This window comes from Bdellovibrio sp. SBM16, from assembly GCF_056175625.1.
Map to the genome: position 1 here is coordinate 147,511 of NZ_JBJKJG010000006.1, position 14,583 is coordinate 162,093.

The 14,583-nt window shown below is 43.4% G+C and carries 15 protein-coding genes; all 15 read left to right on the top strand.

Annotation, left to right across the window (positions count from 1 at the left end):
- Positions 1-2: 2 nt before the first annotated feature.
- The 15 genes from flgG (at position 3) to AC04MM_RS07485 (ending at position 14,574) form a co-directional block, all read left to right on the top strand.
- Complete coding sequence (gene flgG / locus AC04MM_RS07415; RefSeq protein ID WP_475379703.1) at positions 3-788, top strand: flagellar basal-body rod protein FlgG; 786 nt, start codon at positions 3-5, stop codon at positions 786-788.
- Complete coding sequence (flgA, locus tag AC04MM_RS07420; protein WP_475379704.1) at positions 788-1,678, top strand: flagellar basal body P-ring formation chaperone FlgA; 891 nt, start codon at positions 788-790, stop codon at positions 1,676-1,678. The genes flgG and flgA overlap by 1 nt, the downstream gene beginning before the upstream one ends.
- Positions 1,675-2,508, top strand: coding sequence for a flagellar basal body L-ring protein FlgH (locus tag AC04MM_RS07425; protein ID WP_475379705.1), 834 nt, complete (start codon positions 1,675-1,677; stop codon positions 2,506-2,508). Before flgA ends, AC04MM_RS07425 begins: the two co-directional genes overlap by 4 nt.
- Positions 2,509-2,513: 5 nt before the next feature.
- A complete protein-coding gene (locus AC04MM_RS07430) occupies positions 2,514-3,512 on the top strand; it encodes a flagellar basal body P-ring protein FlgI (RefSeq protein WP_475379706.1) in 999 nt (332 codons plus the stop codon).
- Positions 3,512-4,228: a rod-binding protein gene (locus tag AC04MM_RS07435; RefSeq protein ID WP_475379707.1), complete on the top strand. Its 717-nt coding sequence runs from the start codon at positions 3,512-3,514 to the stop codon at positions 4,226-4,228. The genes AC04MM_RS07430 and AC04MM_RS07435 overlap by 1 nt, the downstream gene beginning before the upstream one ends.
- A 58-nt stretch (positions 4,229-4,286) precedes the next feature.
- The gene (gene flgM, locus AC04MM_RS07440; protein WP_475379708.1) at positions 4,287-4,643 is read left to right on the top strand and encodes a flagellar biosynthesis anti-sigma factor FlgM; all 357 of its coding nucleotides are present in this window, start codon (positions 4,287-4,289) and stop codon (positions 4,641-4,643) included.
- A gap of 29 nt (positions 4,644-4,672) precedes the next feature.
- Entirely contained in the window at positions 4,673-5,194 is a 522-nt protein-coding gene (locus tag AC04MM_RS07445; RefSeq protein WP_475379709.1) for a flagellar protein FlgN, read from the top strand.
- Between the two features lie 61 nt (positions 5,195-5,255).
- Positions 5,256-6,674, top strand: a complete 1,419-nt coding sequence (gene flgK, locus AC04MM_RS07450; protein ID WP_475379710.1) for a flagellar hook-associated protein FlgK — start codon at positions 5,256-5,258, stop codon at positions 6,672-6,674.
- Between the two features lie 10 nt (positions 6,675-6,684).
- A complete protein-coding gene (gene flgL / locus AC04MM_RS07455) occupies positions 6,685-7,764 on the top strand; it encodes a flagellar hook-associated protein FlgL (RefSeq protein ID WP_475379711.1) in 1,080 nt (359 codons plus the stop codon).
- A gap of 114 nt (positions 7,765-7,878) precedes the next feature.
- Positions 7,879-8,109 (top strand): carbon storage regulator CsrA, encoded by a 231-nt coding sequence (gene csrA, locus AC04MM_RS07460; RefSeq protein WP_409479177.1) that lies wholly within the window; start codon positions 7,879-7,881, stop codon positions 8,107-8,109.
- A gap of 190 nt (positions 8,110-8,299) precedes the next feature.
- On the top strand, positions 8,300-8,833 hold the full coding sequence (gene fliW / locus AC04MM_RS07465) for a flagellar assembly protein FliW (RefSeq protein ID WP_475379712.1): 534 nt from the start codon (positions 8,300-8,302) through the stop codon (positions 8,831-8,833).
- A gap of 185 nt (positions 8,834-9,018) precedes the next feature.
- On the top strand, positions 9,019-9,708 hold the full coding sequence (locus AC04MM_RS07470) for a hypothetical protein (protein WP_475379713.1): 690 nt from the start codon (positions 9,019-9,021) through the stop codon (positions 9,706-9,708).
- On the top strand, positions 9,708-11,090 hold the full coding sequence (locus AC04MM_RS07475) for a glycosyltransferase (RefSeq protein WP_475379714.1): 1,383 nt from the start codon (positions 9,708-9,710) through the stop codon (positions 11,088-11,090). The genes AC04MM_RS07470 and AC04MM_RS07475 overlap by 1 nt, the downstream gene beginning before the upstream one ends.
- The gene (locus AC04MM_RS07480) at positions 11,087-12,850 is read left to right on the top strand and encodes a DUF2334 domain-containing protein (RefSeq protein ID WP_475379715.1); all 1,764 of its coding nucleotides are present in this window, start codon (positions 11,087-11,089) and stop codon (positions 12,848-12,850) included. The genes AC04MM_RS07475 and AC04MM_RS07480 overlap by 4 nt, the downstream gene beginning before the upstream one ends.
- Positions 12,847-14,574 (top strand): hypothetical protein, encoded by a 1,728-nt coding sequence (locus AC04MM_RS07485; protein WP_475379716.1) that lies wholly within the window; start codon positions 12,847-12,849, stop codon positions 14,572-14,574. The genes AC04MM_RS07480 and AC04MM_RS07485 overlap by 4 nt, the downstream gene beginning before the upstream one ends.
- The last annotated feature ends 9 nt before the right edge of the window (positions 14,575-14,583 follow it).

Here is a 14,583-nt window from a genome sequence, read left to right on the forward strand (position 1 = left end):
ACATGTTTAAAAGTTTAAATACAGCAGCTACGGGAATGATCGCACAACAAAGTAATATCGATGTAGTGGCCAACAATATTGCCAACGTTGATACTGCAGGTTTTAAAAGATCTCGTGCTGAGTTTGAAGACCTTATCTACAGCAACCAAAAAGATCCGGGTCAGGCTTCAGGCCTTAACTCGATCACGCCGACCGGTGTGCAGACTGGTTTAGGGGTGCGTACAGCTGCTATTCAAAAAGATTTTACGACCGGTCAGACAAAAGTAACTAATAACCCGCTGGACTTCCAGATCGAAGGCGGCGGTTTTTTCCAGGTACGTACTCCGGACGGTGAAATCGCCTACACTCGTGATGGGGCTTTCAGAAAAGATCCATCGGGTAAAGTGGTTGATAAAAACGGAAACACGCTGATCCCTGAACTGGTTGTTCCGGATACAGCAACAGTTTTAGAAGCTACACCATCCGGAGAAATTCGAGTGATTCATCAGGCCGGTGCTGAACCTGAAACGATCGGTCAGATCGAGTTAGCATCTTTTATTAATCCGGCCGGCTTAAAAAGCATGGGTAAAAATTTATTCTCTCCAACTGCGGCCAGCGGCCAGCCTGCAACGGCACGCCCAGGAACCCAAGGTATCGGTTTTCTGGCGCAGAACCAATTAGAAACCAGTAACGTCAACATCGTTGATGAAATGATTAATATGATCACGGCGCAACGTGCTTACGAGACCAATTCAAAAGTCGTTCAGACCTCTGATCAAATGTTACAAACAGCGGTAAATGTGAAATAATGAAAAAATTAGTTCTGCTTTCATTACTGTTAAGTTCTAAGTTTGCTTTCGCCAAAGGTGAAATTACTTTATCTTCGGCGATTGAAGTGTCGCCGCGCGAAGTGATCACGGCTTACGATATTGTTGAGGGCCGTAACTTAAGCGAATCGACTCTGGCCGATTTAAAAGACATCGAGTTAGGTAATGCCCAAACAAAGACAATCAGCAAGCTTACAATTATCAAAAAATTTCAGGGTTTAAATTCTAATTTCAGACTACCATCAGAAGTCAAAATTCTACGTTCAAAATCAAATGTTTCGCGTTTAGAAATCGAACGTAAAATCATGAATCACTTGCTGGCCAAGTGCGGAAGCTGCGAATACCGCTTACAGATCAATTCTGTACCGCAAAACCTGTTAACTGACTGGGAACTGGATATGAATGTTGATTTTAACAAATCGACTGTGATGATTCCGGTTTATTCATCATCAACACCTGAGAAAAAAGGCTATGTTGTAATTGAACTTAAAAAATATGCCAAGGTTCCGGTGTTAACCCGTCCGATAAAAGTCGGCGATGTCATTACTGAAGATGCGGTCACAACAGAAATGCGTCTGTTACAGAGCTATCAGGATGCGATCACTGACATGAAGTCTGTGGTGGGTATGCAGGCGACGCGTTTTTTAACAACCGGGCAGATGTTGACTTCGCGCGATTTAAAACGCGAAACAATTTTAAAAAAAGGCCAGATGGTCAAAGCTATCTTCGGCGCTGAAGCCTTAGAAATTTCTATCACAGCCCAGGCTGAAGAAGGTGGCGCTGTTGGTGATGTCATTAAAGTTAAAAATATAGACTCAAACAAGATGTTTGCGGCTAAAATTATCGATCGCGGTGTAGTGAGGATTGAATGAAATACGTAGTCATTTTATTAACTTTTTTCTCTTTCAGCAGTTGTGCAACGATGTACGACTTTTTCGGTTTTGACGGCCCTAAACAAGAGGTCGTGGTAAAAGAAGAAGTCGTTAAAGAGCCGTTAACAAAATACTCTGATATCAATAATTATGAGCCGACTTCTGACCGTAACTATAAGCGTATGACTCGCCAGAAATTCGAAGAAGATTCTGAATTGCATGCCGGTGCCGGATCACTTTGGGTGATGGAAGGTCAGACAAGTTATCTGTTTGCACAGAATAAAAAGCGCCGTGAGGGTGATCCGTCGACGTTAATGTTGCAAGGCATGGCCATGAAAGATGTCGAAATGAAGGCCTACGCTATCAAAGATCTATTGATTGAGCTGGAGAACCAGAAAAAAGAAGCCGAGGCCAAAAAGAAAAAAGAAGAAGATGCTAAATTACGCTTGGCTGATATTGAAAAAGAAAAAAAATCAATCTTAGCCAAAAATGAAGCTGACAACGAAGATGCAGCCCAGCTTTTAGCCGAACAGCGTGTAGATGGCCGTAAGCCTGCGTCTGTTCCTGTAGTTGCCGAGGCACCGAAAGATCCGGCAGCTGATAAAATTAACTTTAAAGAAATTGAACGAATTCCAGTTAAGATCACTGAGCGTCTGCCGGATAACCAGTACCGCATTGCCGGTCAGCAGTTTATCACGATCCGCAACCGTCCGTATAAATTAATCGTGGCCGGAGTGGTGCGTGGCGATGACTTTTCTGATCAAATGGTAAGTTCTGATAAATTGTTTGAACAGCAGTTAGACCTGATCCACTTAAAGAAAGCTGAGTAATCAATATGAAGAAAATAGCTTTAGCATTTTTATTGTTATCATTGAACGCAGAAGCTGCCCGTTTAAAAGATGTGGCCAGCATCCGCGGCGTACGTGAAAACCAGCTGATCGGTTACGGTTTGGTGGTTGGTCTTAAAGGCACTGGTGATACACAGGCTGAATTTACCTCAAAATCTTTCGGCCGCCTTATCGAAAAATTAGGTGTGCAGTTAGACAATAAAGATTTAACTTCTAAAAACGTTGCTGCCGTAATTATCACAGCGACACTTCCGCCATTTGCCAAAGCCGGTAACCCTTTGGATATCACGGTCAGTGCGGTTGGCGATGCAACTTCGTTAGTAGGGGGTACTTTGCTGCAAGCACCGCTTCGCGCCGGTAACGACGAAATTTTTGCCGTTGCCCAGGGGGCGATCTCTGTTCTTGGCGATGGTAAAGAAGTTCATACAACCGTCGGACGCGTTCCGAACGGGGCGATGATTGAGCGCGATATTCAGGCGGATTTTGCTTCCCGCAAGATGTACCGCATGACTTTACACAACCCGGATTTCACAACTGCAGCCCGCACGATTTTAACAATCAATAAAGAATTAGGTGGCCAGTACGCTTCGGCTAAAGATGCGGGTACGATTGATATCATCACGCCAGCGGCTTATGAAAACCGTGGGGTTGAATTAATGGCGACCATCGAAGCCATTGAAATTAACCCGGATCAGAAAGCCAAAGTGGTAATCAATGAAAAAACCGGCACGATTGTCATCGGTGAAAAAGTTAAAATTTCTAAAGTTGGACTGAGTCACGGCAACATCACGTTAAAAGTTGTTGATGAAAAAACGAAAAAACTTACGCCATCAGAAGATAAAGTGGCATTGCTTGACACCGGCGCCAACGTTGGTGATTTGGTGCAGGCGTTAAATAAACTAGGCGTTACACCCAAAGATTTAATTTCGATCTTACAGTCGATTAAAGCAGCCGGTGCACTTCACGGTGAATTGGAGACCTTCTAATGTCCGATATTTCCAAATTAAGCTCATCACGCCTGATCGGACACCTTCAGGGTAATGCGGCAAAAAATGAAGGAAATGCCCAGAACAAAGAAGCTGACGCGAAAATCCGCGAAGTGGCGGATATGTATGAAAAGTATTTCATGAAAGAGATGATGCGCAATATGCGCGGAACCATCCAAGAAGGCGGCTTTTTAAAAGCCAACAATGCGGAAAAGATCTTTCAAGAACAATTAGATGATGAATATTCAACTCAGGCCAATAACCGCGGCGGCTTTGGTGTTTCAGATTTAATTTACCAGCAGCTAACTGAACGCTACGGGGCACAGTTAGGTTTAACCAATAAATCAGGCCAGATTGAAAAACCGGTGGGGCCGATTCCGGTGGATAAAAAAATAAAATTTCAGGAGCTGATGAATACGCCGCAACAACAAACCTATCTGTTGCAACCGGATCAGGCGGCGAATGAAAAGAATGTAACCGTCCAGACCCCATGGGCTGGTACTTTGCAGAATAAAAAAATGCACGAGGGCGATAAAACGTCGTACACGATTAAACACGACAATGGCCTAGAAAGTCTCATTATGACACAAGGGGCCCCCTCTCTTGAGACCCGTCATTTGTCACCCGGAGACAAATTAGAGGCGGGACAGTCCTTAGGTCTGGCCAGTAGTGCCAGCCCTTTAGTATGGACTGTCAAATCTTCTGTCTCAGAATGATTTGGTTGGGACGTGCAATTATGATACACTATGATACAGATACCCTAGGAGGTTTTAGATGAAAATTACACATAACAAAGTCGGACAAAATTTGAACTTAACGGATTCAGCCCGTGCCGATAAATCTAAAAAATCCGACGCGACATCTTCAGCCACCTCGTCTGCAAAATCACAACAAGCTAACGGTCTTCCGTTTGCTTCAGACATGGGTTCAGCAAAAGTCGATCTTTCAGCGCGGGCTAAAGATATTTCCCGCGCGAAAGAAGTGGCGATGGCTTCTCCGGATGTTGATCACGCTAAAGTTGAAAAATTTCAGAAATTAATCGATGAAGGCAAATACAAAGTAGATGCTAAAGCCGTGGCCGAGAGAATGGTTGAAGAGCATTTAATGACCGGTAGAACGTCGGAAGATTAATCCTTAAAGGATAAAGAAAAGGTTTGCGCATGGAAGTCGCTGCTTTAAGAAAATTAGCATATGAAAAAATGATCTCTAACCTGGATGAGATGTTGAAAAACTACCGTCAGTTGTTAGATATCGTCCGTAAAGAAAAAGATCTGTTGATTGTATCTAACATCGATCAATTAAACGAAAACAATAACACTAAGGAACAAGTGATTATCAAAATCAAAGCCTTAGATGCAGTCCGTATGACTTACGCTACGGAGTTAGCGCACTTGGTTGGTGCCGATACGGCGCAGCCGAGACTGTTAGAGATTGCCCAGAAGATCGGTGGCGCTGAGGCAGAAAAATTAAGAACTATGCACTCAGCACTTGAGATCGTTATTAAACGCCTGAGCGAAATCAACAAAAACAATGTGGTTTACGCAGAGTCAGCCTTACAGACGGTAAACTCAGCTCTGGAAAATTTTAAAGATGCTTTAATAGGACCGCAAAAAACCTACCAACAAAAAGGGAAATACAAACAGCCTGAGCAATCAGGACACTTAGTTACGCGTAAAGCTTAGTTCATGAAGAACTAGCTTTTTTGCTTAAGCAACGGATGGCTTAAGCTTTAAGGGGCAACGGATGGCCAAGATTCATGGAATGATGGATATCGGAAGAAGAGCGATGGCGCTGAATCAATCAGCGATCCAAACGACTTCGCACAATATCACGAACAAATCCACTGAAGGTTATTCTCGCCAGAAAGTTGACTTCGTAACAAATCCGTCAGTTGGTGAGGGCCGTTTCCAGATCGGTACCGGTGTTCGCATGGCCAATATTTCGCGTGTGAACAACCCTTGGATCGAAAAACAATTAGAAACCCAGAATTCAAATTTCAGCCGCTTGGACCAAAAGACTCAGTCATTAAGCCGTCTTGAGTCAGCGTTAAATGAACAGAACGTTAAAGGGATTAATACTGCAATCAGTAACTTCTTTAATTCTTTCCGTGAATTAGCCAATACCCCGGAATCGGCAGTAGCACGTACTCAGGTACGTGAGGCCGGTATCGGTTTAGTTAAACAATTTCAGGATGCCCACCACCAGATCTTGGATGCGCAGACTGATATGAACAAAAATATCGAGTACGCTATCGCTGAGGTTAACGAGATCGCCCGCGAATTATCTGTTACCAATGAAAAAATCCAGCAGATCGAGATCAATGGTTCTGACACAGCCAATGACGAGCGTGATCACCGTGATGCTTTATTAAAAAGATTATCTGAAAAAGTAGATATCACCTATGCCGAAGATCCAAAGACCGGCATGGTGAATGTGACTGCCGGTAAAGCCGCGGTACTGGTTGCGGGTACAATGTTCTCGCAATTAAAAACGGCAGCAGCTCCCGGCGGAACAACAATGATTTTGCACGAACTGAGCCCGGGCGGCAGCACCGTAGATATCACTGACCGGTTTAAAGCCGGCCAAGTCGGCGCAGCCATCGAAGTGCGTGATGAGACCACGCAGAACATGTTGAACAATCTAAATGAGTTAGCTTTTAACATCGCTAACGAAGTTAACCGTGCACACCGTGAGGGTTATGATCGTCAGGATATCAGCGGCCAAAACTTTTTCGAATTAGCTGATCCGACCCAACCGTTTGATATCGGTAATTTAATCGTCGCTAAAGACATCGTCAGAGATGTAAGCCGTATCGCCGCCGCTTCTAAACCGAATGCACCCGGCGATAACACGGTAGCCAACCTGATCCACAGTTTACAGAGCCATCGTTTGATGGAAGGTGGAAAGTACAGCTTTGATGATTATTACAATTCAAAAGTGAGCGAGATCGGTCTCCTTACCCAGCGTGCAACTTCTGAGTTGGATAGCCAGAGAAATACGTTAGAGCAGTTAACAAACATCCGCGAAAGCATCAGCGGTGTAAGTTTAGATGAAGAAGCAGCGAAGCTGATCGAGTACCAGAAATCATACGAGGCATCGGCGCGCTTGGTAAAAACCGCAGACGAAATGTTTGATACAATCTTGAACCTGAAAAGGTTATAGGTGATAGGCGATGAGAGTCTCGGATAAAATGCAACAGCATCAACTTCTGAATAACCTGAATAAAAACAGGTCAGAGCTGTCTAATTTGCAAAACCAAGCATCAAGTCTTAAGCGTGTAACCAAGCCGTCAGATGATCCGACCGGTGTTTCCCGCATTATGCAAAACCGAACTGATTCGAATAATATGACCCAGTTCGATAAAAATATTTTCTTAGGCAGATCGTTTTTAGAAACCACGGAGACAACTCTGGCACAAATGAGCGATGTGATTGTGCGCGCGAAAGAGTTGGCTTTGCAGGCAGCCAACGACACTAACCAGGGTATTCCGCGTGAGATGATCGCTTCTGAAGTTGAGCAGTTGTATAATTCAGTGGTTGAAATGGGTAACCGTCGCTTCGGTGAGCGTTTTATCTTTGCCGGCCACAAAACGACAGAGCCGCCGTTTACTAAAGACGGTAAATACTCAGGTGATAACGGACAGATCCAGATCCAAACTTTAGATGGCCAGTTTATGCCGATGAATCTTGTCGGTTCACAGGTATTCTTGGGTGAAGATCTTTCTTACGGTGGTAACGTTTCGCGTGAGCAGAACATTCCTAAATCTGTTGAAGAATTGCAAAAATTTAAAATCGATCAGATCGAAGCTGAATTCCAAAAGGAAGAAGCGCAGGTTCATCAATTAGAAACCCGTGGTCCTGCCAATGTGGGATCAGTGCAAAGAATCAACGAACGTGACCCGGTTACCGAGGCCCGCGGCGTAAATATCTTTCAGACTGTGATGGGGCTGGAAGCCGCTCTGCGTACGGATGACAAGCTGGGTATCCAGCAGTCATTAGATGCCTTAGACCTAGCCATGAACCAGGTTAACCTGGCGCGTGCCGAGGTGGGTGGTCGTATCAATCAATTAAATGCTACCAGTGAAAGCATCCAGCGCGGCATTGTGGATAATAAAGCGTATAATTCGCAAATTGAAGATGCAGATGTATTTCAGGTTATGACAGAAATTCAAAGATCCAACCAGACTCTAGAGGCTACGCTATCGACTTCACAGAAGTTTATGAGCCAAAGCCTGCTTGACTTCTTAAGATAGACACATTAACTAGACTTCCGCTGAGTTATGTTTAGAGAGATATAAGCCGAGAAGGTTATATCAGAATGAGGTTTTGCCCTTAGGCAATTCATAAGGAACAGGGAGTTCTTTTTTATGCTAGTACTTACAAGGAAGTTAGGCGAAAGCATTGCGATTGATGACCACATCAAGATCCGCGTAGTTCAAATCAAAGGTAAACAAGTTCGTTTAGGTATCGAAGCTCCGAAGGACACCAAAATCCATCGTGAAGAAGTTTATTTAGCCATCCAAGACCAAAACCAGCAAAGTGTTCAGGTCTCGTCTGATAAAGTTAAGAATATTTCGAAGTTATTAAAACCAGAGTAGCGTTTTAGTCCATAAGCTATTTTGGTTGTTTTTAAGTCAAATATAGTCTGTCTCAGTTTTTTAAGGAAATTTAATAACTTATAGCGTTAAACGCATAAAAAAATTGATGCTCCGGGCATTTAAGGCCAATATTTTGATTAACCGGTTAAGGATGATCGAGTGTCTTAAAAATTAAGCATGGGGGGATGTCGTGATTATTAATACGACTCGTTTCGGTCAGGTAAATTTACAACAAGATGACATCATCACTTTTCCAGAAGGCCTATTGGGCTTTCAAGATTTACGTAACTTCGTACTTCTTGATGATCCGAACGACGATATCTTTGCTTGGTTACAATCTTGTGAGTTACCCTCAATCGCATTTCCAGTTTTAGAGCCAGAAATCTTCGGTCAGTACTACTCGGTAAATCTAACTAAGAACGAATTAGAATTATTAAAAATCAAAGGCGAGCAAAAGCCAACCTTCATGAACATCATCACGATTCCTGATGATCCAACCCAAATGACAGCCAATGTGAAAGCGCCGATTGTTATCAATCCAGAAGCGCGTATTGCCCGTCAGTGTGTTCTGCAGGATAACAACTTAGCGATCCGTGAACCGATCTTTGTTAAATTACAAAGCCGTGTTGTTCAAAATCCAAATGTTTCGATCAAAGCTTTATCGCAAGGTCTTGCCTGTGCGGTGAAACTGAACAATAAAACTGAAATTGATCAGTCTTTATAAACTAAAAATAACTTGAAAATGTTAACAAAAAGCCTGCTTAATGCAGGCTTTTTTGTTTAGTGGCTTAGGGCTAATTCAATCGAGAACAGCTGGTGCTACTCTGGAACTAGGTGTGTATTTATCTACATACCCTGTTTAGGGGCATTGTGTATGACTTGAAACTAAGATACAAAATGCAGCCTTTTATGCGCGTATTAGTCGTTTTTCTCTTATTCAGTGTCACCGTTCTGCCAAAAGCCTCTGCTGCTATTGCTGAAGTGTATTCAGAAACGAACTTTGTTCCGCAGTTTGGTTTACTGAGTGATGCGCAGGTGCGTGTTAAACTTTATCAGTCTGAAGTTTCGGCTATCTATGTTGGTGCAGCTTTGCAACGTCAGGATAAAATCAACAGCGATGATGAAATACTGTATTCGAAAAAAAATCGCACTTTAGCTGTCGTCGGTGGCCGGATCACGATCTGGAAAACTCTGACGGCCTTTGCCGAATACCGCAGTGAACGCCGCAGTCGTTACGGTTTATACGCCGGTAATATTTTTGAATATCAATTTAAAGAGATGCCTCTGTTTTCTGAGGTGTATGCCGAGACTGTGGCGCTGCCATCGTTTCACCGTAGTCCGGTCACAACAGTTTGGTTTAAGCAGGGTTTACGTAATCGGTTAACAGAAAAATTTATTGTTGATCCGTATGCAGAACTTTATCTGCGCCGTAGTCCGACACCGGATCTGGGACGCGATACCGAGCAAGTGCGCCTTGGCGTGCGCGGTATTTATTTGTTTGCAACATCTTGGTCGGCACAGTTGCTGGTGTATCAAAGTTTTGAAAAACACCAGCGTGACCATGAAGAAGCGATCTTGGTTATCGGCGGTGAATTCTAATGACTACTTTTGAATTCATTTTTACCGCCATAGCAGTGTTTACGGTTTTCGGGGCGTTGATTTTTACTTTAGACGATCTGTTTATCGACCTGCAGGCCTTGCTGCGTCGACTTAAGCCACTGCGGGTCACAGTGGATTACATTGCCAAGATTAAACGACAGCCTGAAAAACAGATTGCGATCCTGATTGCTAACTGGCGCGAGCATGAAGTGATTGCGCCGATGATCCGCGGCAATCTAAGAGCCATCGACTATAACAATTACGTATTCTTTCTAGGTGTATACCCGAACGATGCGGCCACTATAATTGCCGCTCAGAATTTACAGGCCGCATATCCTAATAAAGTTCAGGTCATTGTTAACTCGGCCGAAGGCCCCACTTCAAAGGGACAGATGTTAAATGAAGTGGCGCGCGAGATTTTTAATTTTGAACGCCGTCTGAACAAAAGATTTGATCTGTTTTTAATGCAGGATTCAGAAGATGTGTTACATCCGCATTCACTGACGTTGCTAAATGAAGCCAGTCGCACGGCAGACTTCGTGCAGATTCCGGTTTTTTCATTTGATGTGCCGACTCGCGATCTGATTGCCGGTGTATATATTGATGAATTTGCCGAATCACACACCAAAGATCTGTTGGTGCGCGAAGCAATGGGCGCAGCCATCCCGTCAGCCGGGGTGGGCACAATGCTGAGCCGTAAGCTCGTCATGTCTCTTATCCTTGAGCAGGACGGCTGTTTTTTAAAAGAAGATACGCTGACTGAAGATTATCATCTGGGAATGATGAGCAAAAAGCTTGGTTTTAAATCTAAATTTGCCTGTGTAGAATACGAAAAAGAAAACGGGCAGCGAGAATTTATCGCCACTCGCGAATATTTTCCGGCAACCATTGCTGCCTCGATACGCCAGAAATCGCGCTGGACTTTGGGTATTGCCTTTCAGGGCACCCAAAATCTGCAATGGGGCGGAAGTTTGGTTGATAAATACTTTATGTGGCGTGACCGCCGCAGTCCGTTTAACAGTGTACTGGTTTTATTATCTGTACTGATGCTCATTGGTTTTGTCGCTCTGAGAATCAGCGGCTATGAATTTACTGTCCTGCAAAATTCGTTATTTCAGTCATTACTAACGCTGAATCTGTTCAGCATGATCGTGCGCCTGGCGCAGAGAATGCGCGCCGTCGCTATAACCAATGCGAGAATACAGGTGGCTTTAGTGCCAGTGCGCTGGTTGCTGGCCAATGTCGTCAATTTCGGTGCGACCTGGAAAGCTTTTCGTCAGTTTAAAGAAAGTCAAAGAACAGGAAAACGTCCTGTTTGGATTAAGACAGAACATCGTATGCCCAAGGATTTTGGTCGCGATGTTGAAGTGGGTGTTTCATGAATAAATTAATGTTCTTACTTTTACCGCTGTTGTTTGCCACCGTGGCCCAAGCTACTACACCGTGTGTGAATGTGTATTTCGACCGTTCAAATGATAAAACCTACTGGATGGGTAAAACCTACGCGAATTTTCTGCAGAATATTCTAGGGCACTTTCCGAAGTATCAGCAGATCGTAAGCCCGATTGAACTATATCAAAAAGGCGACATTGAAAAATGCCATGCAACTTTTTACATCGGTAGCTATTTTAACAACCAGATTCCGGCGATTTTTTTATCAGACTACGCGGTGACTAAAAAACGAGTAGCTTGGATGGGTTACAGCATCTGGCAGCTAGGTGAAACTTTTGAAAAAATATTCGGTTACAAATATTCACGTCTTACAACTCTTGATCGTGAGCGTTTAGATACGACTGGCCGTCCGAGCTACTTTAAATTTATTCATTATAAGGGCGAAGTGTTTCGTAAGTATGGTGACTGGAGCAAAACAGATGCAAGTATTTTTCTTGCGCCGTTTGAGCAGGCTATCTTACTCGCCACCGATCCGGCTAAATCACAGGTACTGGCGCAATCAGAACATAATGTTTCAAAAGAAAAGATTCCGTACGTACTACAGGCTAAAAATCATTTTTATATAGCTGATGTGCCGTTTAGTTTTATGCATGAAGCCGACCGCTATTTTGTTATGGCTGATCTGTTGTTTGATATCCTTGAAGAACAGCCTCGTCATAATGGTAAATATGCACTTGTGCGCATTGAAGATGTGCATCCATTAACGCCGCTTGCCGAATTATATAAAACAACGGCAGCCTTAAAAAGCGAAAATATTCCGGTGAATATTTCGCTAATTCCGATCTATTTTGATCCATTACACCGTGGTTTACATGATCCACTAGGTGATTTTATTACCATGGATAGAAAACTTCCGTTTATGAGTTTTATTGAGGAAATGAAAAAGGAAAAAGCTTTTTTCATTTGGCATGGGGTTACTCACCAGTACCGTGCGCAAAAAAATCCGCATGATGGCCTTAGCGGCAGCGATTTTGAATTTTTCAATACGGTTACGAATGGTCCTGTGTATGAAGATAGTCCGGGTTATGTGGTTAACCGCTTAGAGGAAGGTTTTTATACATTACAAAAAGCGGGTATTACGCCACGAGCTTGGCTGACGCCGCACTATCAGGCCAGTGCGCTGGATAATATTATTTTTGGCAGTGTATTTGAGTGGAATATAGGACGCATGATTTATTACAACCATTCAGCGCAAGGTCTTTTTCCGAAAAATGAAAACACTGACCTGTTATTTTCAAGCCGTTTAGCGAACGGATATAATCTTCGCATGGAGTACTTTAAGAATCTAGAGGTTATGTATGAGTCGCAAGTCTGGAGCGGACAAATGTATCCGTACGAAATTTACGGTGATGTTCACGGGCAAAGATTGATTCCTGAAAATCTGGGTAACTCGCAGCCGTTCATTAATGCACATGTTGTTACCCCGAGATCAAAAGAAGAGATCGTCGCCGACGCTAAACGTAACTTGATACTGCGTGATGTCTGGGCTTCTTTTTTCTATCATCCATTCTTACTTTCAACTTACGAAAACGGCGGGCGTGGCGAGTTTCCGGGAGACCCGGAAGAGCTTAAGTATATTGTGCGCGAGCTTAAAAAGCTGGGCTACACCTTTATTAATCTGGATGATTTTATAAACAAAAATTCGAATGTAAAAAGACCTGAACCTATTTATAAGGAAAAAACACCATGAAATTATTAATGATATTTGCTTTGTTGTTGGCGCCTACATTGGCTACCGCGGGGCTGAATTTAGCTGAGCCTGCAGTATTGATGCAAAAAGCTCAACAAGACAGAATTTCTTTGCGCGAAGTCTTGCTGGATATCGAATTGAATATTTCAGAAATGCGTGATCAGCCGACCTTTGAAAAATATTTTTTCATATTAGATGAATTGTCGGTATTGGCAGTCAATCTGAAGTTAGACGAAATTTATCCGAAAATGACGGAGCGCTTAGGTCTAAAAATGTCCGGTGTTGGAATGCGTTGGTTAGATGTGACGAAAGACTCATCTGACAAATTGCAGTACTATGTTAAGTGGATGGATGTCGGCGTATTAAGCCGCTTTTTAGATACGATCAGCTACCAGGTCGCTTTTATTAAAGATCGTGCGTTATTAGCTGTAATGGCAAAAAACGTAGAATCATTTTTGCCTTTAGTTGATGAACGAGCACAGGGGCAGGTGTATCTGCCGTTAGGATTCCGTCGTGTTATCGCCGATGCAGCCATCGCGATTTTACGCAATAATAAAGACTTACCAGCGGATGAAGTTCATTTCTGGATCGGTAAGTTAGTAATTCCGGCTTCGATGTCTGAGTATTTAGATATTATCAATCAGGACGTGTACAGCCTAAATAGCGAAAATAAAGAATACGGCCGTGAATATCTGAATCGTTTACTCTTGTTGAATGTACAAGTCGATAAGCTAAGCCAAACAGCTCCGGGTTGGTTGGTTAACGGCGTTGGTGATGCGATTGTTGAATTGTTGATTCGCAGTGTTCGTTTCGAGCTGGTCATTGAGCAAAAGCTGTTTTTTCAGGGAGTATCGGTTTTAAAAATTCGTTCAACCCTGGGCTTGATGCAGCAGTGGTCAGCGCAAGAAAAAATGCCATCACAAAATTATGCAGACACCTATATGAATTATTCGAACATTATCATTGCCCATGCACGTTCATTAGGAATGGGCCGTGAAGTCGATGAATTTTCTAGATGGTTAGGGCGCGCGACCGGACCGCTGATGAGCCGTAAATTAAAAGTCGAAGGCACGTATACTTTGGTTAACGAAGCAGGAGAGAAGTGGTACTTTACGATCATGCATGCCCGAGAAAACATGTTGGTGGCTTCGTTAGGGTCGGCAGACGGCGTGTTATACAAAAAATTCTATAATATCGCTTTCAGCGCCGAACAGGCGATGTTCGTCGCTTCTGAGCGTGAGCCTGATACCGACGATGCGATGAATCCTCCGGTTAAGTTTTCTGTAAATGAAAAAGGCCAGCTTAAACTGATCGACCCGTACATCCGCAAAGGTTCACAAATCTATAAAGGTCAGAAAACAATTGCCTATGCCGATTTATGGGCGACTCCTCCGGTAACCGAGGGGATTCAGGTTGATGGTGCTTATGTTGGTACAATGACAATGGCCGACGGCGACTCGATGCCGGTTAAAGTGATTGTGACGAGTTTTGGTGGTTATACGATTGGTCGCCTGGATAGTCCATCAGGCCTGACTATCGAATTTAACATCGGCACTAAAGCGACGGATGGAATTCTGGTCTTAACCTCTGGCCGTAGCGCAAACGGAGCTTCATGGTTTCAATTGCGCGGTTACCTGACACCTGAAGGGTACAAAGCTCAGGTTGTTGTCGGCGGACGTATCGTTGCGCCTAAAATTAGTTTTTTAAAACGTATTAATGATTAAAGGGAAGAA

Coding starts and splice junctions, on each gene's coding strand:
- flgG (WP_475379703.1), top strand. CDS start 3: ATGTTTAAAAGTTTAAATACAGCAGCTACGGGAATGATCGCACAACAA.
- flgA (WP_475379704.1), top strand. CDS start 788: ATGAAAAAATTAGTTCTGCTTTCATTACTGTTAAGTTCTAAGTTTGCT.
- AC04MM_RS07425 (WP_475379705.1), top strand. CDS start 1,675: ATGAAATACGTAGTCATTTTATTAACTTTTTTCTCTTTCAGCAGTTGT.
- AC04MM_RS07430 (WP_475379706.1), top strand. CDS start 2,514: ATGAAGAAAATAGCTTTAGCATTTTTATTGTTATCATTGAACGCAGAA.
- AC04MM_RS07435 (WP_475379707.1), top strand. CDS start 3,512: ATGTCCGATATTTCCAAATTAAGCTCATCACGCCTGATCGGACACCTT.
- flgM (WP_475379708.1), top strand. CDS start 4,287: ATGAAAATTACACATAACAAAGTCGGACAAAATTTGAACTTAACGGAT.
- AC04MM_RS07445 (WP_475379709.1), top strand. CDS start 4,673: ATGGAAGTCGCTGCTTTAAGAAAATTAGCATATGAAAAAATGATCTCT.
- flgK (WP_475379710.1), top strand. CDS start 5,256: ATGGCCAAGATTCATGGAATGATGGATATCGGAAGAAGAGCGATGGCG.
- flgL (WP_475379711.1), top strand. CDS start 6,685: ATGAGAGTCTCGGATAAAATGCAACAGCATCAACTTCTGAATAACCTG.
- csrA (WP_409479177.1), top strand. CDS start 7,879: ATGCTAGTACTTACAAGGAAGTTAGGCGAAAGCATTGCGATTGATGAC.
- AC04MM_RS07470 (WP_475379713.1), top strand. CDS start 9,019: ATGCGCGTATTAGTCGTTTTTCTCTTATTCAGTGTCACCGTTCTGCCA.
- AC04MM_RS07475 (WP_475379714.1), top strand. CDS start 9,708: ATGACTACTTTTGAATTCATTTTTACCGCCATAGCAGTGTTTACGGTT.
- AC04MM_RS07480 (WP_475379715.1), top strand. CDS start 11,087: ATGAATAAATTAATGTTCTTACTTTTACCGCTGTTGTTTGCCACCGTG.
- AC04MM_RS07485 (WP_475379716.1), top strand. CDS start 12,847: ATGAAATTATTAATGATATTTGCTTTGTTGTTGGCGCCTACATTGGCT.